We start from the raw sequence: 20,846 nt of genomic DNA on the forward strand, positions 1-20,846 counted from the left end.
GGACGAGATGATGATCGGCAAAGCCTCAAGCACCAAACACCGACCAACCGGTCCTGGCCGCCAACATTTCCAGCGCCAGGGAGCCCAGCAGCGAATTGCCGACCTTATTGAGGCCCGGCGACCAGACGGCGATCGATGCCTTGCCGGGCGCAATCGCCAGGATGCCGCCGCCGACGCCGCTCTTGCCCGGCAGGCCGACATGGAAGGCAAAATCGCCCGACCCGTCATAATGGCCGCAGGTCAGCATCAGTGCATTGATGCGCCGCGCCCGCTTTGGCGAGACGACGGAATAGCCGCTGATCGGATCGGCGCCTTGAGCGGCCAGGAACAGGCCGGCCCGCGACAATTGCTGGCAGGTCATCGACAGGGCGCATTGGTGGAAATAGACGCCGAGCACGTGGTCGACGTCGTGATGCAGATTGCCGAAGGAGCGCATGAAGTTGGCGAGCGCGTAATTGCGGAACCCGGTCTGGGTTTCCGACTTGGCCACCGCCCGATCAATACTGATCGTCTCGTCATCGGCAAGATAGCGCACGAAACGCAGCAATTCGCCGATCGCTTCCTTGGGCTTGTATCCGGCCAGCACCATGTCGCAGATGACGATCGCGCCGGCATTGATGAAGGGATTGCGGGGAATGCCGAGCTCGTGTTCGAGCTGCACGATGGAGTTGAAGGCCGAGCCGGACGGTTCGCGGCCGACCCGCTGCCAGATGGTCTCGCCCGCCTTGCCGAGGGCCAGCGTCAGCATGAAGACCTTGGAAATGCTCTGGATCGAGAACGGCGTCGCGGCATCGCCGGCGGTGTAGACGGCACCGTCGACGGTGGTGATGGCGATGGCGAATTGTTTAGGGTCGACCTTGGCGAGTTCCGGGATGTAGTCGGCGACCTTGCCCTCGCCGCGCCGCTCGGCAAACGCCGAGGCAATGTCATCGATGATCGCCTGCAGATCCATGCACATCCCCATCTTGCTCAAACAAAAAAGCCGCCCCGAGGGGCGGCTTTCTGAATACCCAATCGCGACGATTAACGCGAATAGAATTCGACGACGAGCTGCGGTTCCATGACGACGGCGTAAGGCACGTCGGACAGGCCCGGAATACGAACGAAGGTGGCAACCATCTTGTTGTGGTCGGCTTCGATATAGTCCGGAACGTCGCGTTCAGCGAGCGAAACGGCTTCGAGAACGGTGACCAGCTGCTTCGACTTCTGGCGAACTTCGATCACGTCGCCGGCCTTGCAGCGGTACGAGCCGATGTTGACCTTGACGCCGTTGACCGTGACGTGGCCGTGGTTGACGAACTGACGGGCAGCAAAGACGGTCGGTACGAACTTGGCGCGATAGACGATCGCGTCAAGACGCGATTCCAACAGGCCGATCAGGTTCTCCGAGGTATCGCCCTTGCGACGGTTTGCCTCGTCGTAGGTGGCGCGGAACTGCTTTTCGCGCAGGTCGCCGTAGTAGCCCTTCAGCTTCTGCTTGGCGCGCAGCTGCACGCCGAAGTCCGAAAGCTTGCCCTTGCGGCGCTGGCCGTGCTGGCCGGGGCCGTATTCGCGACGGTTGACCGGGGACTTGGGACGACCCCAGATATTTTCGCCCATGCGGCGATCGATTTTGTACTTGGATGAAGCGCGCTTGCTCATCGCATTTCCTTTCAACAGGTTACACCGGTTTGTTGCCAAACCGGATCAAGGAAACACGCCCTCCTCTGAGTTTCGATTTAGAAACTCTGACAGGCTTCTCACAAAAAGCGTATGGAGAGAACCACGGGACATGTCAGTAAAACGCCCGGCATTTCTGCCCGGCGTTGCGCGCTCTTTACGCAGAGGACGCCGCAATGTCAACGCCCGCCTTGACGTTTCGCCCCTTCCACCCCAGCTAACCGTCACTGCAGCACCGGGCCCCTCTGACGCGAGCGCCGGATTCCCGTGATGTCGGAGCTGCAATCATCAACCATCCGGCAAAGGAAACCCCTATGGATTTTCTTTGGATCGACTTCTTGGGGACCGCTACCTGGATGTGGCTCTCCTTCCTCGCCCTCGTCTTCCTTCTGCTTGCCCTCGACCTTGGCGTTCTTCACAAGAAGAGCGCCGAAATCGGCATGCGCGAGAGTTTTGTGCTCTCCGCCTTCTACATTGCGCTCGGCACCGCCTTTGGCGGCTGGGTGTGGTTCCAGTCCGGACCGCAGGCCGGTCTTGAATATCTGACCGGCTTTGTGGTCGAAAAGAGCCTGGCGATGGACAATATCTTCGTCATCGCGATGATCTTCTCCTATTTCGCCATTCCCCGCGCCTATCAGCACCGCGTGTTGCTTTACGGCATTCTCGGCGTGATCGTCATGCGCGGCATCATGATCGCCGCCGGTGCCGCAATCGTCGAGAACTATCACTGGGTTCTCTATATTTTCGCCGGCTTCCTGGTCATCACCGGCATCAAGATGCTGCTGATGGCAGACCAGGAATACGACGTGTCCGGCAACCCGCTGCTGAAACTCCTGCGCCGCCACCTGCCGGTGACCGACGGGCTGCGCGAGGACCGGTTCGTGGTTCGCGAGACCGACGAGAAGACCGGCAAGCTCAGGACCTATATCACGCCGCTGCTTCTGGCACTGGTCATGGTCGAACTGGCCGACCTGATCTTCGCGGTCGATTCGATCCCGGCGGTGTTTGCCATCACCACGGATCCGTTCATCGTCTATACCTCGAACATCTTTGCGATCCTCGGCCTGCGCGCTCTCTATTTTGCGCTGTCGGCCCTCATCCATCGCTTCGTCTACCTGAAATATGCGCTGTCGGTGGTGCTGATCTTCATCGGCTCGAAGATCTTCGTGGCCGACATGCTGGGGCTGGCCAAAATCCCGCCCCTGCTGTCGCTGAGCGTCACGGTCGGCATTCTGGCGGCCGGCATCCTCGGCTCGCTCTGGGCGACGCGCAATATCGACAGGGGTGACGCCAAGGCCCCCGGCGAATAGTGACCTGATCCGGTCGGGGGCGGCATATTTGTCCGTCCCCGCCCCTCATCGGCATGAACACAAACTATCGTGACGACGGTTTGCGAAGCTGACAGCCAGACCAAACTGGTCTAAAGCCAGCATCAGCTTCCAATTTCACGATCGTGCCCAGGACTGTCATGGCTTCTCGCAACGCTTCCCTCCTCCTCTCGTCCCTCATCGCCCTTCTGGCAGCATTCGGACCGACGCAGGCCTTCGCCGGTCGGGCCTATGTGATCCTGGACGCCAAGACCGGTCAGGTGCTCGACGCAGAGAATGCCGACGTCATCAACTATCCGGCATCGCTGACCAAGATGATGACGCTGTACCTGACCTTCGAGGCCCTGCATCAGAAGCGCTTCGGCTGGGACGACCGGCTGGTGATGTCGGAAAATGCGGAAAGCAAGGAACCGTACAAATTCGCGGTCGGCGCCGGCAACAAGATCACCGTGCGCGAAGCCGTCATGGGCATGATCGTGCTGTCGACCAATGACGCGGCCGTGGCGGTCGCCGAGACGCTTGCCGGCTCCGAGCAGGCCTTTGGTGAGATGATGACCGCCAAGGCCCGCGCGCTCGGCATGACCAGCACGGTCTTCACCAATCCGGCCGGCCTGCCCGATCCCAACCAGGTGACCACCGCCGCCGACATGGCACGGCTGGGCCTGGCGCTGATGCGGGACTATCCGGACGAATACAAGCTGTTTTCCACGACCAATTTCACCTTTCGCAGCATGAAGTTCCGCGGCCACAACAGGCTGCTTGTCACCTATCCGGGTGCAGACGGCATCAAGACCGGCTATACCAAGGCCTCGGGTTACAATCTCGTCAGTTCGGCCAGCAATGGTGATCGCCGCGTTGTCGGCGTCGTGCTGGGCGGCGACAGCGCAGCCGAGCGCGACGACCAGATGGCGGCCCTGTTCAACAAATATCTGGGCGCGCAGTCCGGACAATAACCTTTTCCAAAGATCGGATACGCCCCATGACCGACACCGTGCTCGACCGCCTTCTCCGCTACGTTGTCATCGACACCCAGTCCGACCCGACATCGACAGCCCAGCCCTCGACGGAAAAGCAGAAGGATCTTGGCCGGATCCTGGTGCAGGAACTGCTGGCGCTCGGTCTTGGGGATGCCCATCTCGATGAACACGGCAATGTTTATGCGACGATCCCAGCCACCTCGGACAAGCCTGTTCCGGTCATCTGCTTCTGCTCGCATATGGATACGGCACCGGATTTCACCGGCACGCATGTCAAGCCGCAGGTCGTGCGCAATTACCAGGGCGGCGACATCCGCCTGACCGGCGACACCGCCCAGGTGATCCGCGTCAGCGATCACCCGCAGCTCAACAGCCAGATCGGCCATGACATCGTCACGACCGACGGAACGACGCTGCTTGGCGCCGACGACAAGGCCGGCATTGCCGAAATCATGACGGCGGCCGCCACGCTGCTCGCCAATCCCGGCATCAAGCACGGCACGATCAAGATCCTTTTTACCACCGACGAGGAAATCGGCCGCGGCGCCGACAAGGTGGATCTCGACAAGCTCGGCGCGGCATTTGCCTATACGCTCGACGGCAGCACGGTCGGTGAGATCGAGAACGAGACCTTTTCGGCCGATGGCGTGGAGATCGAGATTACCGGTGTTGCCATGCATCCGGGCTATGCCAAGGACAAGATGGAAAACGCCATCAAGATCGCCAGCGCCATCGTCGCCCGCCTGCCGAAGGACCAGACGCCGGAGACCACCGAAGGCCGGCAGGGTTTCATCCATCCGACCGATATCTCCGGCTCGATGGATCATGCGCATCTGCAATTCATCATCCGCGACTTCACCGACGAAGGTCTGGTAGAAAAGGAAATACTGCTCGAACAGATCGTCAAGGAGGCGATGACCACCTATCCCGGCTCGTCCTATACGTTCACGGTCAAGCAGCAGTATCGCAACATGAAGCAGGTGCTCGACCGGCACCCAGAGATCGTCGACAATCTCGCCGAAGCGGTGCGCCGCGCCGGGCTGGAACCGGTGCTGCACAGCATCCGCGGCGGCACCGACGGTTCGCGCCTGTCCTTCATGGGCCTGCCCTGCCCCAATATCTATACCGGCGGCCACGCCTATCACTCGCCGCTCGAATGGGTTGGTGTCCAGGACATGGAACTGGCAGTGAAAACGATCGTCGAGCTGGTGCAGGTCTGGGAGGAGCGCACGGCGGCATGAGTGACGCCTTTGATCTGCAGCGTTTCGTCGATGCACAGCGGCCGGTCTATGCCGCTGTGCTGGCCGAACTGCGTCGGGGACAGAAGACCAGCCACTGGATGTGGTTCATCTTCCCGCAGATAAAGGGTCTGGGCGGCAGTCCGACTGCCAGGACATATGCGATCGCATCGCTTGCCGAAGCGCGGGCCTATCTCGCGCATCCCGTGCTCGGCGACCGATTGTGGGAATGTTGCGAGATCCTGCTGAGCCTTGACGGTCGAAGCGCGGAAGAGATTTTCGGCTATCCGGATGTGCTGAAGCTGCGGTCGTCGATGACGCTGTTTTCAAGGGCCGGCGGTGGCGACACCGTCTTCGACCAGGTGCTGACCCGATTCTACAACGGTGAGGCTGATCCCGCGACACTCGCCAGACTTTGAAAGCCCGTCAGGACAGCAGGCAGACCTATTCCGCCGCCGATTGCGCCCCCGGGTCGACATCCACGGCATTGGGATCGCCCGGCTGGGTTTCGACCTGCAGATCGGGAAAGGCGACGATGCGCTTGCCGGAGAAATCGGTGTGCAGGACGATCAGGCCCTGTTCTTCGAAATAGCCGAGCAGGCGGCGGGCGCGGCGGGCCGAATGGGTACCATAGGCCTTGGCTATACGCTGGTCGGAGGGGCAAGGCTCGTTGCGGATGGCCGCCTTGGCCATCAGCAGGAACACACCCTGCAAGTCGTCGGTTACGCTCACCGACAAGGTCAGCGCCGTCGCCCAGGCTTCGCTTGCGGCCGTCTCTTCATCGACGCCCGAACGGGTGATGGCCACCCTGCGGCGGAATTCGCTCATGGCCATCGGCGGGCCGGCAATGCGGCGCATGCGGGCGCGCACCAGGAATTCCTGATAGAGCACGGCATCGGTCCGATAGGCCGCCTGCGGATCGTCAAGAATTTCGGACAGCACCGCCGCCATGCGGTCCTCGCGCTCTTCCGCCGAGATTTCCGGCGCGCTGGAGCGCGGCTCGGCGGCAACGGGGCCGGAGGCGGCCGGCGTCGAGCGTGACAGCTCGGCCAGAATATCGGTGGTCGGGCGCGGTGCCGGCGGTGCGCGGCGGGTGATCGGCCGGGTAAACTCTTCCGGATCCGGCGTGAAGATCAGGTCTTCGACATCCTGGGGCGCGTCCGGCAGAGGCATCAGCTTGGGGCTGGAGGAGCGGGCCGAGGTCTCCACCGTACCGATGACGATCGGCAGCGGGCGGCGCGACAGAGCCGGGCCGAGAGCGACGAAATTGCCGCGCTTCAGATCGCGGAACATTTCCGCCTGGCGGCGGTCCATGCCGAGCAGGTCGGCAGCACGCGCCATGTCGATATCGAGAAAGGTGCGGCCCATCAGGAAGTTGGAGGCTTCGGCCGCGACATTCTTGGCAAGTTTTGCCAGACGCTGCGTGGCGATGACGCCGGCAAGGCCACGTTTGCGGCCGCGGCACATCAGGTTGGTCATGGCGCCGAGCGACATTTTTCGCGCGTCTTCCGAGACGTCGCCGGCGACCGAAGGCGCGAACATCTGCGCTTCATCGACGACAACCAGCACCGGATACCAATATTCGCGCTCGGCATCGAACATGCCGTTGAGGAAGGCGGCGGCGGCGCGCATCTGCTGCTCGATGTCGAGGCCTTCCAGCGTCAGGACGCAGGAAACGCGGTGCTGGCGGATACGGTTGGCGATGCCGGCCAGTTCCGCCTCGGTGCGTTCGCCGTCCACGACGACATGGCCGTATTTCTCCGACAGCGTGACGAAATCGCCTTCCGGATCGATGATCACCTGCTGTACCCATGGAGCGGACTGCTCCAGGAGGCGGCGCAGCAGATGGGACTTGCCTGAACCGGAATTGCCCTGCACCAGCAGACGCGTCGCCAAAAGCTCCTCGATATCGAGCTTGGCCGGCGCGCCGCCCGTCACCGTTCCCATATCGATTCCGACCTGCACTGGATGCACCCTCTTCATACTGACGCCGCTTCAGGCGAGCCGCCACCTGTAGCAAAGAATACAGGAGTCGGCGCAGCGAAATAGCCGTCCATCAACAGAGAATCGCGCGGTTGGTCACATTTTTGTCAGGAGATGCGGTCGCCGATCGAGATCGCGGGTCAATACCGCAATCGGACCGGCGACGCTTTGTTCCGGCGCCGCCCACGCCACCTGATTCCGGGGGGCGACACCACCGGAATCAGGCTTGCACGGGCTCAAAGGCGGATGTCCCAGAGCGAGGGTTTCCGTGGCAGGAGAAAGTCCTCCCCCTCCTCCGGCATGCCGATATCGCGCAGCATGTGGGCGGAGAGATCGCTGAGCGCATTGGCCGTGCGCCGCTGCCGTCGTGCTGCCGCGACAAAGGCGCCAACCACGCGCCACATCCCGAATTTCTGGTACAGCGCCTCGACCGAGGCCACCAGATCGTCAACAACTATTACGTGTTCCTTATGCATAGGTTTTCCCTCCCGGCGCAGCGAAGCAACCGAGTCCTTCTGAGATAAAAAGACAGGCGATACGGGCAGGACCAGGCACACAGGCGCGGGGTCAGCCGATCACGTTAAATCAATGAGAAAAGTGCCAAAAAAGGCGGATTCGCGAACGGAAAGCCGTTAGCTGGTGGTTCGTGATCGCAAGGCGCCAAGCGCGGAGATCATGAACACCGGATCCGCCATGGTGGCGCACGGTAGAGTAATAGCAAACATCGTACGCCTCCTACAGCTAGAGTTTCGGATGGCCACAAAATTACATGAGTCCAAATGCGACACAAGAGCGCAATTGACGATTGCAACGGTTACCGTGAATCCGTTGCCATAATGCAACAGACCGATACAGGAGGCCAGTCGATATCCTGATGGCAGTCGCCCTTTGAAAGCGGGCTGGACTCAGTAGTCGTCTTCCACCACCGGTGACACCAGCAGCTTGTCGACGCGCCGGCCGTCCAGGTCGATAACTTCGAAGCGCCAGCCGTGGGTGACGAAGCTGTCGCCGAGATCCGGGATGCGCTTCAGCTCAGCGATGACGAAGCCGGCAACCGTCGTGTAGTCGGGATCGTCCTCGATGCGCAGGCGGATCTGCTCGGCGAATTCGTCGATCGGCATCCAGCCGGCCACCAGATAGGAGCCGTCCTCGCGCCGCACGAATTGCGGCTCCTCTTCCTGATGTTCGACGAACACGCCGGTAATGGCTTCCAGAATATCGCCCGAGGTGATGATGCCTTCGAAATGGCCGTACTCGTCATAGACCAGCACCATATGCAGCGGCGAGGCACGCATGGCCTTAATGATGTCGATGGCGCTCGACAGGTCGGAGACAATCGGCACTTCGCTGATCACGGTGCGGATATCGATATCCGGCGACAGGGAAATGGCGTCATAGACATGCTTGACGAACAGCACGCCGACGATTTCGTCGGAATGGCCGTTGCGCACCGGCAGGCGCGAATGCTGGGTCAGGCGCAGCTTTTCGCGGATGACATCGAAACTGTCGTCGATCTCGACCACCTCGACATCGCGTCGCGGTGTCATCAGGCCCCGCGCCGTGCGGTCGGCAAGCCGCATGACGCCGGAGATCATCTGGGATTCTTCGTTCTCTATGACGCCGGCGCTCTGGGCCTCGGCCAGCACGGAACGGATTTCCTCGTCGGTCACCGTTCCGGCCGACGCGCCCTTCTGACCAAGCAGACTGAGGATCAGCCGGCCGGAGCGATCGAGCAGCCAGACCAGCGGCGCGCCGATGCGCGACAGCATCAGCATGGGGCGGGCAATGCTGGCGGCAACCATTTCGGGATTGCGCAGTGCGATCTGCTTGGGCACGAGTTCGCCGACGATCAGCGACAGATAGGTGATGGCGACGACGACGGAGCCGACGCCCAGCGCATCCGAAACGCCATTGGACAGACCGACCGACTCGAGCCAGACGGCAAGCCGGGCACCGAGGGTTGCGCCTGAAAAGGCACCGGACAGAACACCAACCAGCGTGATGCCGATCTGCACGGTCGACAGGAATTTACCCGGATCCTCCGAGAGCCGAATGGCCACTTCGGCGCCGCGATTTCCATGTTCAGCTAGGACCTTCAACCGCGCCGGCCTTGAGGAGACGACGGCCATCTCCGACATGGCCAAAACGCCATTGACGATGGTCAGGAGAACTACGATCAGAATTTCAGCGAACACGAATGTTTCAAAGCTCCAGAAGGCCGTCTTTCCGACGGTTGAAACCGTCTCTAGCACAGACTTGCGATGCTTGCCAAAATAAGCGCGGGAATTTTGCTATTCAAGTTGCGCGATCTTTTCGGTCGATCGAGGGACGGCTCTTGAGGCGGAGCCGTCAACTCATCCGCAGGCCAAAACCCTGCATCAGGCGGCGCGTCGAAAAATCCGGGTTGCCGGAGGTAAAGACGGCGAAATCGAACTCTTCCGGGTGCTCGGCGCCGTCGACCAGCGGCACCAGCCGGCGCGCTTGGCGGGAGATCGCCTCGGCGGGATCCAGCCAATCGACCGGCCAGGGTGCCAGTCGCCGGAAGACATTGGCAAGAAAGGGATAATGGGTGCAGGCCAGCACGACGATGTCGGTCCGGCGGCCCTCCATGTCCACGAAACAGGGCGCTATCTCGGCCAGGATCTCGGCGTCGTCGACCCCCTCGCCGCGAATATAGGCCTCCGCCAACCGCGCCAGGTTCTGCGAACCGACCAGGCGGACATGGCATTGTCCGGCAAAAGACTGGATCAGATCACGGGTATAGGCGCGCTTGACCGTTCCAGGCGTTGCCAGAACGGACACGAGGCCCGACCGTGTCCGCTCGGCGGCCGGCTTGATGGCCGGCACGGTGCCGATGAAACGCCTGTTGGGAAAGGCGGCTCGCAGATCGCTGCCGGCCAGCGTGAAGGCGGTGTTGCAGGCAACGATGACCGCTTCGGGATCGTAGGTCTTCAACAGCCTCTCGAACAGGTCGAGAATGCGTTCCTTCAGCGGCTGCTCCTCCCAGTCGCCATAGGGGAAACCGGCATCGTCGGCGACATAGATGAAGCCGCGCTCCGGCATCAGCACGCGCGCCTCGCGCAGGACCGTCAGGCCGCCGATGCCACTGTCGAATACGAGAACCGGTTTCAGATCATGCGTCATTCCGGCCGTCATCCCGCTCCACAATCCCCTCATCGGTCACAGCGTCGCCTGAAAGGCTGTCGTCCGGCGCACCGCTGCCGCGCGGTCTTTTTCGGGAAAAACGGTCGAGCGAGGAGATCACCCCGCGCAACACGCCGACTTCCTGCGCCGTAAAGGCGCGACGCGACAGCACAGCCCGGAGGTTGTCGACCATTTTGGGCTTTTTCGCGATGGGACGGAAATAACCGCGCGCATCGAGCGCCTCCTCGATATGCTCGAACAGGCCCAGCACCTCTTCCTTCAAGGCCGGGCGCTGCTCGATCGGCTGGAACGCCGTGACGGTCAGATCCTCCATGCCGGATTTCATCCATTCATAGGACATCAGCAGCACGGCCTGGGCGATGTTGAGCGAGGCAAAGGCCGGATTGACCGGAAAGGTCACGAGTTCGTCGGCAAGCGCCACTTCCTCGTTCGACAGGCCGGATTTCTCGCGACCGAACAGGATGCCGGTGCGCTCGCCGGAGACGAAGCGTTGGCGCAGCGTGGCTGCCGCCGTGACCGGCGAACGGACGGGCTTGAAGCCGTAGCGCTCGCGGGCCGTGGTCGCATAGACGAAATTGAGGTCGGCGATCGCCTCTTCCAGGGTTTCGAAAACCCGCGTTCCGTCGATCACATGATCGGCCTTGGAGGCCGCCGAGCGCGCCTTGTCGCTCGGCCAGCCATCGCGCGGATTGACCAGGCGCAGTTCCGACAGGCCGAAATTGGCCATGGCTCGGGCCACCATGCCGATATTCTCGCCGAGCTGCGGCTCGACCAGAATGATCGCCGGACCCTCGGTCAGAAGTTCGCGTTCACTGTTGGTGCCTGACATTTTCCGCCTCTGGACTGATAGAGGGGGCTCATTGGCACAAAAATGCGCCGACGCAAAGGGTGCGGAGGATTACTCCTCGCCGTCGAACCCCTTCAGCATGTGGTCGATCTCGCTTTTGGCCAGATCGGCATACTTGACCTTGACCGAGGTCTCAAGGCGGCCGTCCTGGTAGTCGCTGTTCCAGAAATTGTCGATCACGTAGCGACCGTCTTCCTTGATGACATGGAAGCTCAAGGCCGGCTGCGCCATGTCGGGCTTGTTGCCCCAGCAGGACGACACGTCGAAATAGACGGCGACGGGAACGACATCTTCCTTCGGCTTGCCGGCGACGATCTTGAGGTCCCTCATCGGGCAAGGATCCTGGCTGACCACGACTTCGTCCTGCCCTGTCATGACGCCCTGCAGGTCGAGCAAGTCGTCGCCCAGCGCCGCCATGCGGTAGATCCGGGCAAAACTCCGGCTGTAGATCGATGTCAGCAGCACTTCGTCGTAATAGTCGGTCGCCTCGCTATTGCCCTCGATCCCATCGGCGACCTTCATCAGGGTGACGACAGGATCCTGCGGCTCGGCCGCCTGCACGACGCCACCGGCCAGGAAAAAAGCCATGAAAAGCGCACGAAGTGTCATCAACCGATCTCCATCTGCGAAATGTCGCCTTTATTTTGCGAGCGCTTCGAATTCGGCGCGTAGCGGCACGTCGTTGACGAAATGGATGTCGTCGATCACGTAGCGCTTTTCGCCGACCTCATCGTCTTCCCGCACCAGCCGGTAGATGACCTTCGTGATCTCGTCCTTGCCCTCGTATTCGCCGTCGTAGCACCAGCTTCGTTTGAAGCCGACGAGCACCTCCGTCACGCCGCCCTTGGTCTGCGGCCTGCCGTAGGTGACATCCTTCGGCACGCAGCCGTCCTGGCCGCCCAGTACCGGATCGTAATCGAGCAGCATGGTGTCATGCAGGCGCTTGGATGCCAGCAAAGCCTTCACATAGGCCTCGGTAAACCCCTGGCTGAAATAATTGAGCAGCATGCCGGCGGAAAAATAGTCGTCGTAGACCGCCTTTGCATTCGGCTCGACACCGGCGTTGTAGCTCGCCATCTCGACCAGAACCTTCACCGGTTCGTCCGGTTCGTTGGCAAGGGCCGGAGCGGCGAGCAGCAGGCAAAGGCCGCCGACCATCGTCAATTTGCGCATCGCCGTCATGGCTTGGTCCTCGACAGGGTGGTTTGGGCGGGCCGCCTATTGGGCGGCAATGGTCTTCAGGTCGTCCTTGATCGAACTGCCGGAATTGCCGTCGACCACCGGATAGATGTCATCGATGACAGGCCGGCCGCGCTCCTCCACGACGTGGAAGATCAGCACCGTGTCCTTCTGATATTCGGCGTCGGAGCCGAAGCATTTGCGATTGTTGAACAGTGCCGTGACCTGGCCGTCGCCATCATCCTCGACGCGGATGTTCTCGAACGGGCAACCATCCTGGCCACCGGCGATCGGATCGTAGTCGAAGGGTGAACCGGTCGTTTCGCCCTCCGGCAAATCGTAGGCGGGGTGCTTGGAGGCCTCGGTATAGACGGCGACAAAATCGGCGCTGAACAGGCGGCCAAGATGGTCCTTGTCGAAGATGTCTTCGGAGGACGGGTTCTCGGCCTTCCAGTTCTTCGCCGTGATATCGATGACTTCCTTCACCGGCACCGTCGGATCGGCTGCAGCAACGGCAGTGGCGGACAGGCAGAGAGCAACAGAGAGCAGCAGCGCTTTCATGAACAAGGGCATCCGGATAAAGAGGAAAACTGCCGCGACCTTAGCCGCCGGCCGGCAAAACACAATGGCGGCACGGCCCTGGATGCCGTCCAATTTTGGGATCAATTAATAACCAAAAAGGCACAAAGCGTGCCGGCCAGCGCTTTGCGTTCCGGGAGTGGAATGCTATAGCGCAACAGGTTTGAACTCAACATAGGGACACCGGTCCCCCCTTACCCACGACGAGGATATTCATGGACAAGATCAAGGTTGCCAACCCGGTCGTCGATCTCGACGGCGACGAGATGACCCGCATCATCTGGCAGTTCATCAAGGAAAAGCTGATCCTGCCCTATCTCGATCTGGATATCGAATATTACGACCTTTCGGTTGAAAACCGCGACGCCACCAGCGACCAGGTCACGGTCGATGCCGCCAACGCCATCAAGAAGCATGGCGTCGGCATCAAGTGCGCGACGATCACGCCCGACGAACAGCGCGTCAAGGAATTCAACCTCAAGGAAATGTGGAAGAGCCCGAACGGCACGATCCGCAACATCCTCGGCGGCGTGATCTTCCGCGAGCCGATCATCTGCAAGAACGTGCCGCGCCTCGTTCCGGGCTGGACCCAGCCGATCGTCGTCGGCCGCCATGCCTTCGGCGACCAGTACAAGGCCACCGACTTCAAATTCCCCGGCAAGGGCACGCTGACCATCAAGTTCGTCGGCGAAGACGGCGAGGTGATCGAGAAGGAAGTCTACAAGGCACCAGGCGCCGGCGTGGCCCTTGCCATGTACAACCTCGACGAATCGATCCGCGATTTCGCCCGCGCCTCGATGAACTACGGCCTGATGCGCAAGTGGCCGGTTTATCTCTCGACCAAGAACACCATCCTGAAAGCCTATGACGGCCGCTTCAAGGACATCTTCGAGGAAGTCTACCAGACCGAATTCAAGGCCGAATTCGACGCTGCCGGCATCACCTACGAACATCGCCTGATCGACGACATGGTCGCCTCGGCGCTGAAATGGTCGGGCGGCTACATCTGGGCCTGCAAGAACTACGACGGCGACGTGCAGTCCGATACGGTTGCACAGGGCTTCGGCTCGCTCGGCCTGATGACCTCGGTCCTGCTGTCGCCGGACGGCCGCACGGTGGAAGCCGAAGCTGCCCACGGCACGGTGACGCGCCACTACCGCCAGCACCAGAAGGGCCAGGAGACCTCGACCAACTCGATCGCCTCGATCTTCGCCTGGACGCGTGGCCTCGCCCACCGCGCCAAGCTGGACGACAATGCGGACCTGGCCAAGTTCTCCACGACGCTCGAAAAGGTCTGCATCGACACCGTCGAGGCCGGCTTCATGACCAAGGACCTGGCGCTGCTGATCGGCCCGGACCAGCCGTGGCTGTCGACCACCGCCTTCCTCGACAAGGTGGACGAGAACCTGCAGAAGGCCATGGCCGCCTAAGGCGCATCGCCTCTCGGCTTTTCAGGAAACCCGGCTTCGGCCGGGTTTTTTTGTGCGATTTTCGCCCAACAATCTTGATAGGTTCATCAAAGACTGTTAGTGAACTTGGAACATATAGGGAACAAAACGAGGAAACGCCATGACCGAGTCGCTTGTCCTATATACCAATCCGATGTCGCGCGGACGGATCGCGCGCTGGATGATCGAGGAAGTGGGCGTGCCCTACCGCGCCGAAATCGTGCCCTTCGGGCCGCCGATGAAGAGCGCCAACTATCGCCACCTCAACCCGATGGGCAAAGTGCCGATGGTGCGCCATGGCGAGGTGATCGTCACCGAATGTGCGGCAATCTGCAGCTATCTGGCCGACACCTTTCCGGAAGCCGGCCTGGCGCCGCCGACCACGGCGCGCGGCAGCTATTATCGCTGGCTGTTTTTCGCGGCAGGGCCGCTGGAAGCCGCTGTTTCCAACCGCAGCCTCGGCTTCGACGTGCCGGCCGACAAGCAGCGCATGATCGGTTACGGATCCTTCGAGGACGTCATGGACACCCTGGAGATCGCCGTCTCGGCCAACCCCTACGTGGCGGGAAAGGCCTTTTCGGCCGCCGATGTCTATGTCGGCTCGCATATCGGCTGGGGCCTGCGCTTCGGCAGCATCGAGAAACGTCCGGCCTTCAAGGACTATCTGGCGCGGGTCAGCGACCGGCCAGCCTATAAGCGCGCCAATGAACTGGACGATGCGGCCATGGCACAGGTGGCCGGCTGACAACTGGCGATAAGCCCCCCGACCGCATCGCTGCTATCGCTCAGCGGGGTGTGAGCGGCAAATGGATATCGGTCAGCAATTCCGTCGGGGCGACCTCGCGGGGATTGTTGACATAGAGCTCGAACATCGGGGCATCGCGCACGGCGCGGCCGGAAGACGGCAGCCATTCGGCATAGAGCCATTGATAGGCCTTGTGCATATCCGCATAGGGACCCTTGTGCCGCAAAACCGCAAAGTCTCCGCCGTCGATGCGCTGGCGGACCAAAGGTGCTTCTGCGGGCAGTTCGGCCGGCAGAGCGACGCAGGCGAAGGAGCGCAGCTTGTCGACCGGCACAAGATCGGGATCGTCGAGATAGAGGCCGATCATCGGCATGTCGGGCCTGGCGAGGTCTCGGGCATAGAGTGTACCGAACAGCGTTTCGAAGGCGTGGCCGATCGCCATGTAGCTGCCGGCATGGGCGACACCGACCAGATCAATCGGCTGCAATGTCTTGAGGGTTACGTCAAACATGTCGATTGCCTTTCTGTGAGGACCAAGGTCGAAAACGCTATGGCTTCCCGCCTTGCGATAGCGGGCCGGCGGAAGGCCGTAAGAGGCCTTGAAGATGCGGTTGAAGGATTGCAGGTTGGGATAGCCGGATCGTCTGGCAATCTCGGCAATCGGCAAGGTGGTGCCGACGATATCGCCGGCCGCCCGGTGGAGGCGCAGGCGTTTCACGGTGGCCACCAGCGTCTCGCCATGCACGGCGCGATAGATGCGGTGCCAGTGAAACGGCGACAGGCAGGCGATGCCCGCCAGCCTGTCATTGTCCAGTTCCTCGTCCAGATGCTGGTGGATATAGTCCGACACCCGCCGCAGGCGCGCCTCGTAGAGTGCCCATATGCTTTCGCCGCTCATGTCCCATCCTCCAGCCGTTCGACGGAACCGATAAACCACATTCCGGTTTGACAAATCCTGCGGTTTTTCCACGCGTCTCGACAAAGAGCGGCAGGGCCTTCGGTCGGTGCCGAACACATTGCCAAATCCCCGGATTCAGGCTCCTATTGTCCGACCGGCATCAGGGCCTGCCGGATGCCCGCAACCAAGGCGCCAGAGCAGAACCGCCATGCAATCCATTCTCGTGCCGAAACTCGTCAGTGTTTTCCAGGAAGGATACGGTCTGTCACGACTGCGGGCCGATGCGATTGCCGGACTGACGGTCGCCATCGTCGCCTTGCCGCTCTCGATGGCGATCGCCATCGCGTCGGGCGTGACGCCGGATCGCGGTCTCTACACCGCCATTGTCGGCGGTTTCCTGGTCTCGCTGCTCGGCGGTAGCCGGCACCAGATCGGCGGGCCGGCCGGCGCCTTCATCGTGCTGGTCGCCGCAACCGTCTCGCGACATGGCGTCGATGGCCTGGTACTTGCCACCGCCATGGCCGGCCTGATGCTGATGGCGGCAGGCTTCCTGCGGCTCGGCACCTATATCAAGTTCATCCCCTACCCCGTCACGGTCGGATTTACCGCCGGCATCGCGGTGATCATCTTTGCCAGCCAGATCAGCGAGCTCCTCGGCCTGCGACTGCCGGGCAAGGAGCCGGGACCGATCGTCGACAAGCTGTCGGCGCTGGCCGGCGCCTACCAAACGGTCAATCCGGCCGCGGTCGCCATAGCTACCCTTACGATCGGCACGATCCTGATCCTGCGCAGGCTGCGGCCAACCTGGCCGGGCCTGTTGATCGCCGTCGGTCTCGCCTCGGTCGCCGCTGCCGTGCTTGCCTTGCCGGTCGACACGATCGGCACGCGCTTCGGCGGCATTCCTCGTGGCCTGCCCGTGCCCGCCCTGCCCCGCTTTTCCCTGGATCTCGCAAGCGCCGTGCTGCCGGATGCGATTTCTTTTGCCCTGCTCGGCGCCATCGAATCCCTTCTGTCGGCGGTGGTGGCCGACGGGATGACGGGCCGCCGGCATCGCTCCAACATGGAACTAGTGGCCCAAGGCGTTGCCAATATCGGCTCGGCGCTGTTCGGCGGCATCTGCGTGACCGGCACCATCGCCCGCACCGCCACCAATGTGCGCGCCGGCGCCGTCAGCCCGGTGTCCGGCATGCTGCATGCCGGCTTCCTGCTGCTGTTCATGGTGATTGCCGCGCCGCTTGCCAGCTATATCCCGCTTGCAGCCCTGGCCGGCGTTCTGGCGGTCGTTGCCTGGAACATGGTCGAGCGGCCGGCCTTTGCCGCCCTGATGCGCAGTTCCGGCGGCGATACGGTCGTGCTGCTCGTTACCTTCCTGCTGGTTATCTTCCGCGACCTGACCGAAGGCATCGTCGTCGGCTTCGTGCTGGGGGCACTGCTGTTCATCGATCGCATGGGCAAGAGCGTCACCGTCACGCCGCATAGCCAGACGGACGAAGAGGCCGATGCGCAAGCGGACGAAGACCGGGAGCGGCCGGTCGACAATACCGATAGCGACACGGTGATCTACCGCATCGGCGGCGCCTTTTTCTTTGGCGCGGCGGCCACCGTCGGCTCGGTGCTCGACCGGATCGCCGACCAGTATCGCAATTTCGTGCTGGATTGCTCGAGTGTCTCCTTCATGGATTCGACCGCCGCCAATGTCATCGAAGGTACGATCCGCAAGGCGGAAAAGGCAGGCGTTGCGGTCTATATCGCCGGCGCCGGGCCGGATCTGCGCCGGCTGCTCGAGGCGCACGACGTCGTGGCACCGCGGGTCAGCTATGTGGCCGATATCGCAGCGGCGCGCGCCGACATCCGGAGACGCCGGCTGGACGAGACGGGATAACGAAAAACGCCTCCGGCCGAGGGGCCGAAGGCGTCGTTTTCAAAGCGTGCTCGCGTTCAGTCCCTGTTCACGGGTCGAACCGCAGCGCCGCGCGATAATTATCCGGCCATGGCCGCGGCCACGGCTTCGATCGCCTGGGCGGCCTCGGCGCCATCCGGGCCGCCGGCCTGAGCCATGTCGGCCCGGCCGCCGCCGCCCTTGCCGCCGAGCGCCACCGAAGCAACGCGCACCAGATCGACGGCGCTGACCTTATCGGTCAGATCAGCGGTCACGGCCACCACGGCGCTGGCCTTGCCGTCTTCGGAGACGGCGATCAGCGCCACGACGCCCGAGCCGAGGCCGGCTTTGCCTTCGTCGGCCATGGCCTTCAAATCCTTGGCTTCGACGCCGGCCACGACCCGGCCGAGGAACTTGATGCCGTTGATGTCGCGGGTCGCATCGCCGGCAGCCGCCTCGCCGCCGCCCATGGCCAGCTTGCGCTTGGCATCGGCCAGTTCACGCTCCAGCTTGCGGCGCTCGTCCATCAGCGCATCGACGCGCGACAGCACTTCGGCCGGCTGCACTTTCAGCGTTGCGGCCAGCGACTTCATGCGCTCGTCCTGCTCGGAGAGATAGGCGCGGGCGGCATCGCCGGTCACCGCCTCGATGCGGCGCACGCCGGCGCCGACGGCGCTTTCCGACAGCAGGCGCACCAGGCCGATCTCGCCGGTGGCCGACACATGGGTGCCGCCGCACAGTTCGACCGAATAGGGCTTGCCGGCCTTGTCGCCGCGCACCGCCGTGCCCATCGACACGACGCGCACTTCATCGCCATATTTCTCGCCGAACAGCGCCATGGCGCCCTCGGCGATCGCGTCGTCGACGCTCATCAGCCGCGTCGTGACGGCGGCATTCTGGAGGATGATCTCGTTGGCCATGTCCTCGACGATCTTCAATTCCTCGGCCGACATGGGCTTGGGATGGGAGACGTCGAAGCGCAGCCGTTCGGGGGCCACCAGCGATCCCTTCTGGGAGACATGGCTGCCCAGCACGTCGCGCATCGCCTCGTGCAGCAGATGGGTGGCCGAATGGTTGGCGCGCAGGCGCGACCGCCTGATATGATCGACGGTCAGCGAGACCGGGTCGCCAACCTTCAGCGTGCCCTTGGTGACCGTGGCATTGTGAACGAACAGGCCTTCGCCGCGTTTCTGGGTATCAGACACAGCAAGCGTACCGCCGCCTTCCGCGACGATCCGGCCGGCATCGCCCATCTGGCCGCCGGATTCGCCGTAGAACGGCGTCTGGTTGACCACGACCTGCACGGTCTCGCCTTCCGCGACGCTGTCGACCGACACGCCATCGCGCACCAGCGCCTGGACGATGCCTTCGGCACTCTCGGTGTCATAGCCGAGGAATTCGGTGGCGCCGTGCTTTTCGCGCAGTTCAAACCAGATGGTTTCGGTCGCCTTGTCGCCGGAACCGGCCCAATGGGAACGGGCTTCGGTCTTTTGGCGCTGCATGGCATCGTTGAAGCCCATCAGGTCGACGCCGATCTCGCGGGCGCGCAGGGCATCCTGGGTCAGGTCGAGCGGGAAGCCGTAGGTATCGTAGAGCTTGAAGGCCGTCTCGCCGTCGAGGCTGTCGCCCTTCGACAGGCTGGCGGTGGCATCCGACAGCAGCGACAGGCCGCGCTCCAGCGTCTTGCGGAACCGGGTTTCCTCGAGCTTCAGGGTCTCGGAAATCAGCGCCTCGGCGCGCAGCAGTTCCGGATAGGCACGGCCCATCTGCTGGACCAGGACCGGCAGGAGCCTATAGAGCATCGGCTCGCGCGAGCCGAGCAGTTCGGCATGACGCATGGCGCGGCGCATGATACGGCGCAGCACATAGCCGCGTCCTTCGCTGGACGGCAACACGCCATCGGCGATCAGGAAGGCGGCGGAGCGCAGGTGGTCGGCAATGATCCGGTGGCTGGCGCGATGCTCGCCTTCGGCCTTGACGCCGGTCAGGTCGACGGAGGCCTCGATCAGGGCGCGGAACAGGTCGATGTCGTAATTGTCGTGCACGCCCTGCAGGACGGCAGCGATGCGCTCCAGGCCCATGCCGGTATCGATCGACGGGCGCGGCAGATCGACGCGCTCTTCCTTCGTCACCTGCTCATACTGCATGAACACGAGATTCCAGATCTCGATGAAACGGTCGCCATCCTCTTCCGGCGAGCCTGGAGGTCCGCCCCAGATATGATCGCCGTGGTCGTAAAAAATCTCAGAACAGGGGCCGCAGGGGCCGGTATCGCCCATGGCCCAGAAATTGTCGCTGGTCGGGATGCGGATGATACGCTGGTCCGGCAGGCCGGCGATCTTCTTCCAGAGATCAAAGGCCTCGTCGTCGGTGTGATAGACGGTGACCGACAGGCGATTGCGGTCGATGCCGAATTCCTTGGTAATCAGGTTCCAGGCAAGCTCGATGGCGCGCTCCTTGAAATAGTCGCCGAAGGAGAAATTGCCGAGCATTTCGAAGAAGGTATGGTGGCGAGCGGTATAGCCGACATTGTCGAGGTCGTTGTGCTTGCCGCCGGCGCGCACGCATTTCTGGGCGGTCGCCGCCGTCGAATAGGGCCGCTGTTCCAGGCCGGTGAAGACGTTCTTGAACTGCACCATGCCGGCATTGGTGAACATCAGCGTCGGGTCGTTGCGCGGCACCAGCGGGCTCGATGAAACGGTCTCGTGACCATTGGTCTTGAAATACTCGAGAAAGGTCGACCGGATGTCGTTTACGCCGCTCATGTCATGCCCTTTTATGCGTCCGGATGCCGGACAGACGTCAAAAATCAATGGCTTTTATCGGCTGCCATCCGCACTGTCCAGTCACGCCACGCAAAACCGGCCATACATCGCTTGATATATGGCCGGCCGGGATCAAAAGTCAGGTGGTTATGCGGG

Annotated in this window: 19 protein-coding genes; 7 read left to right on the top strand and 12 right to left on the bottom strand. The window is 62.3% G+C overall.

Features of this window, described 5'->3' with window-relative positions; translation table 11 throughout:
- Positions 1 to 25: 25 nt before the first annotated feature.
- Both HFC70_RS09250 and rpsD read right to left on the bottom strand, forming a co-directional pair.
- On the bottom strand, positions 26 to 952 hold the full coding sequence (locus tag HFC70_RS09250; RefSeq protein ID WP_168472954.1) for a glutaminase: 927 nt from the start codon (positions 950 to 952) through the stop codon (positions 26 to 28).
- Between the two features lie 71 nt (positions 953 to 1,023).
- Entirely contained in the window at positions 1,024 to 1,641 is a 618-nt protein-coding gene (gene rpsD, locus HFC70_RS09255) for a 30S ribosomal protein S4 (RefSeq protein ID WP_168472955.1), read from the bottom strand.
- Positions 1,642 to 1,973: 332 nt separating this feature from the next.
- Here rpsD and HFC70_RS09260 point away from each other — a divergent pair, with 332 nt between their 5' ends.
- The 4 genes from HFC70_RS09260 to HFC70_RS09275 all read left to right on the top strand — a co-directional run bounded on the left by HFC70_RS09260 (position 1,974) and on the right by HFC70_RS09275 (position 5,621).
- Positions 1,974 to 2,969 carry a TerC family protein gene (locus tag HFC70_RS09260; protein ID WP_168472956.1) on the top strand — a complete coding sequence of 332 codons (996 nt, stop codon included), beginning with the start codon at positions 1,974 to 1,976 and terminating at the stop codon, positions 2,967 to 2,969.
- A gap of 158 nt (positions 2,970 to 3,127) precedes the next feature.
- Positions 3,128 to 3,940, top strand: a complete 813-nt coding sequence (locus HFC70_RS09265; protein WP_168472957.1) for a D-alanyl-D-alanine carboxypeptidase family protein — start codon at positions 3,128 to 3,130, stop codon at positions 3,938 to 3,940.
- Between the two features lie 26 nt (positions 3,941 to 3,966).
- On the top strand, positions 3,967 to 5,205 hold the full coding sequence (gene pepT / locus HFC70_RS09270; protein WP_168472958.1) for a peptidase T: 1,239 nt from the start codon (positions 3,967 to 3,969) through the stop codon (positions 5,203 to 5,205).
- Positions 5,202 to 5,621 (top strand): DUF1810 domain-containing protein, encoded by a 420-nt coding sequence (locus tag HFC70_RS09275; protein WP_168472959.1) that lies wholly within the window; start codon positions 5,202 to 5,204, stop codon positions 5,619 to 5,621. The genes pepT and HFC70_RS09275 overlap by 4 nt, the downstream gene beginning before the upstream one ends.
- 25 nt (positions 5,622 to 5,646) lie before the next feature.
- Here the strand turns inward: HFC70_RS09275 and HFC70_RS09280 are convergent, their stop codons facing one another.
- From HFC70_RS09280 to HFC70_RS09315, 8 genes are all read right to left on the bottom strand, one after another.
- Positions 5,647 to 7,167, bottom strand: coding sequence for an ATP-binding protein (locus tag HFC70_RS09280; protein WP_168472960.1), 1,521 nt, complete (start codon positions 7,165 to 7,167; stop codon positions 5,647 to 5,649).
- Positions 7,168 to 7,421: 254 nt separating this feature from the next.
- Positions 7,422 to 7,661 carry a DUF1127 domain-containing protein gene (locus HFC70_RS09285; protein WP_168472961.1) on the bottom strand — a complete coding sequence of 80 codons (240 nt, stop codon included), beginning with the start codon at positions 7,659 to 7,661 and terminating at the stop codon, positions 7,422 to 7,424.
- Between the two features lie 429 nt (positions 7,662 to 8,090).
- On the bottom strand, positions 8,091 to 9,365 hold the full coding sequence (locus HFC70_RS09290) for a hemolysin family protein (protein ID WP_168473205.1): 1,275 nt from the start codon (positions 9,363 to 9,365) through the stop codon (positions 8,091 to 8,093).
- Positions 9,366 to 9,534: 169 nt separating this feature from the next.
- Positions 9,535 to 10,341 carry a glutamate racemase gene (gene murI / locus HFC70_RS09295; RefSeq protein WP_168472962.1) on the bottom strand — a complete coding sequence of 269 codons (807 nt, stop codon included), beginning with the start codon at positions 10,339 to 10,341 and terminating at the stop codon, positions 9,535 to 9,537.
- Positions 10,319 to 11,179 (bottom strand): RNA methyltransferase, encoded by an 861-nt coding sequence (locus tag HFC70_RS09300; protein ID WP_168472963.1) that lies wholly within the window; start codon positions 11,177 to 11,179, stop codon positions 10,319 to 10,321. The genes murI and HFC70_RS09300 overlap by 23 nt, the downstream gene beginning before the upstream one ends.
- Before the next feature lie 69 nt (positions 11,180 to 11,248).
- On the bottom strand, positions 11,249 to 11,806 hold the full coding sequence (locus HFC70_RS09305; protein ID WP_168472964.1) for a hypothetical protein: 558 nt from the start codon (positions 11,804 to 11,806) through the stop codon (positions 11,249 to 11,251).
- Between the two features lie 30 nt (positions 11,807 to 11,836).
- Positions 11,837 to 12,379: a hypothetical protein gene (locus HFC70_RS09310; protein WP_168472965.1), complete on the bottom strand. Its 543-nt coding sequence runs from the start codon at positions 12,377 to 12,379 to the stop codon at positions 11,837 to 11,839.
- A 36-nt stretch (positions 12,380 to 12,415) separates the two neighbouring features.
- Positions 12,416 to 12,937 (bottom strand): hypothetical protein, encoded by a 522-nt coding sequence (locus HFC70_RS09315; protein ID WP_168472966.1) that lies wholly within the window; start codon positions 12,935 to 12,937, stop codon positions 12,416 to 12,418.
- Between the two features lie 233 nt (positions 12,938 to 13,170).
- On the opposite strand from HFC70_RS09315, the gene HFC70_RS09320 reads away from it, so the two are divergent.
- Positions 13,171 to 14,385 (top strand): NADP-dependent isocitrate dehydrogenase, encoded by a 1,215-nt coding sequence (locus HFC70_RS09320; RefSeq protein ID WP_168472967.1) that lies wholly within the window; start codon positions 13,171 to 13,173, stop codon positions 14,383 to 14,385.
- 139 nt (positions 14,386 to 14,524) lie between these two features.
- A complete protein-coding gene (locus tag HFC70_RS09325; RefSeq protein WP_168472968.1) occupies positions 14,525 to 15,148 on the top strand; it encodes a glutathione S-transferase family protein in 624 nt (207 codons plus the stop codon).
- 40 nt (positions 15,149 to 15,188) lie between these two features.
- Here HFC70_RS09325 and HFC70_RS09330 read toward each other — a convergent pair whose 3' ends face one another.
- Positions 15,189 to 16,046, bottom strand: a complete 858-nt coding sequence (locus HFC70_RS09330) for a GyrI-like domain-containing protein (protein WP_168472969.1) — start codon at positions 16,044 to 16,046, stop codon at positions 15,189 to 15,191.
- 208 nt (positions 16,047 to 16,254) lie between these two features.
- On the opposite strand from HFC70_RS09330, the gene HFC70_RS09335 reads away from it, so the two are divergent.
- On the top strand, positions 16,255 to 17,928 hold the full coding sequence (locus tag HFC70_RS09335) for a SulP family inorganic anion transporter (RefSeq protein WP_168472970.1): 1,674 nt from the start codon (positions 16,255 to 16,257) through the stop codon (positions 17,926 to 17,928).
- Between the two features lie 98 nt (positions 17,929 to 18,026).
- On the opposite strand, the gene alaS is transcribed toward HFC70_RS09335, so the two are convergent.
- A complete protein-coding gene (alaS, locus tag HFC70_RS09340; protein ID WP_168472971.1) occupies positions 18,027 to 20,690 on the bottom strand; it encodes an alanine--tRNA ligase in 2,664 nt (887 codons plus the stop codon).
- Between the last annotated feature and the right edge of the window lie 156 nt (positions 20,691 to 20,846).

It is taken from the genome of Agrobacterium sp. a22-2 (genome assembly GCF_012276985.1).
GTDB lineage: Bacteria > Pseudomonadota > Alphaproteobacteria > Rhizobiales > Rhizobiaceae > Allorhizobium.